Annotated in this window: 1 protein-coding gene; it reads right to left on the bottom strand. The window is 74.6% G+C overall.

The features are described 5' to 3' along the window. Positions 1-1,506 (bottom strand): acyltransferase domain-containing protein (locus ABZV34_RS39315; RefSeq protein WP_356288051.1); only part of this gene is annotated, 1,506 nt, incomplete at both ends.

The following is a 1,506-nucleotide window of genomic DNA, read 5'->3' on the forward strand; positions in this document are numbered from 1 at the left end:
GTGAACGAGGGCCAGTAGCGGCGGCGCTGGAAGGCGTAGACGGGCAGCTCGACGTGGGCGCCGGGGCCGGCCTGGACGGTGTCGAGGTCGACGGGGCAGCCCCGTACGTGGAGTTCGGCCAGGGAGAGCAGGAAGCGGGCGGGGCCGCCGTCGCCGCGGCGCAGGGTGCCGGTGACGGCGCTGTCGGTGACGCCGGTGGTGTCGAGGATGTCGGCGATGGCGGTGGTCACCACGGGGTGCGGGCTGACCTCGACGAAGACGCGGTGGCCGGCGGCGGTCAGGGCCTTGACGGTGTCCTCGAAGCGGACGGTGCGGCGGATGTTGCGGTACCAGTGGTCCGCGTCCAGTGCGGTGGTGTCCTCGATGCGGTCGCCGGTGACGGTGGAGTACAGGGGTATCGCGGCCTGCTGGGGGCGGACCGGCGCGAATCCGGCGAGCAGGGCCTCGCGGACCTCCTCGACCTGGACGGAGTGCGAGGCGTAGTCGACGGGGACGCGGCGGGCGCGGACGCCGTCGTCGGTGAGTTCGGCCAGCAGTGTGGTGAGGGCCTCCTCCTCGCCGGAGACGACGACCGAGCGGGGTCCGTTGACCGAGCCGACGGAGAGCCGGCCCTCCCAGCGGGCCAGCAGGTGTTCCACGTCGGCGAGGGGCAGCGGTACGGAGAGCATGCCGCCGCGGCCGGAGAGCGGGCCCAGTTCGCGGGAGCGGGTGACGACGACGCGTGCGGCGTCCTCGAGGGTGAGGGCGCCGGCGATGTGCGCGGCGGCGACCTCGCCCTGGCTCTGTCCGACGACGGCGGCGGGCCGCACGCCGTGGGACTGCCACAGGCGGGCCAGTGCGACACAGACGGCGAACAGGGTCGGCTGGACGACGTCGAGGCGTTCCAGGGGCGGGGCGCCGGGGGTGCGGCGCAGCACGTCGAGGACCCGCCAGTCGGTGAACGCCTCCACGGCGGCGGCGACTTCGGTGAGGTGGGTGCGGAACCGTTCGTCGCCGTCGAGGAGTTCGGTGGCCATCGCCTCCCACTGGGGGCCCTGGCCGGGGAAGACGAAGACGGGTCCGCCGTCGGTGTCGGCGACGCCCTTGACGGCACCGGGTGCGGGTGTGTCCTCGGCGACGGCGTCCAGGCCGGCGAGGAGTTCGCCGGTGTCCCGGGCGACGACGACGGCGCGGTGTTCCAGGGCGGAGCGGGTGCGGGTCAGCGCGCGGGCGAGGTCGGCGGGGTGCGGGGCGGGGTGCTCCCCGGAGGTCAGGTGGTCGTGCAGGCGCCGGGCCTGGGCGCGCAGCGCGGTGCTCGTGCGTGCGGACACCGGGAAGGCGAAGGGGCCGGTGGCGGGCGGCGGTCCGTCGGTGGCGGTGGGCGGCGCGGTCTCCTGCGGTGCCGGGGGCTGTTCGAGGATGACGTGGGCGTTGGTGCCGCTGACGCCGAACGAGGAGAGGCCCGCATCGTCGAGCTGGTCGACAACAAGGACGGCACGCTCTCCCTCTTCACCACCCTCATCGAGT

The organism is Streptomyces sp. NPDC005195 (assembly GCF_040608315.1).
GTDB lineage: Bacteria > Actinomycetota > Actinomycetes > Streptomycetales > Streptomycetaceae > Streptomyces > Streptomyces kaempferi.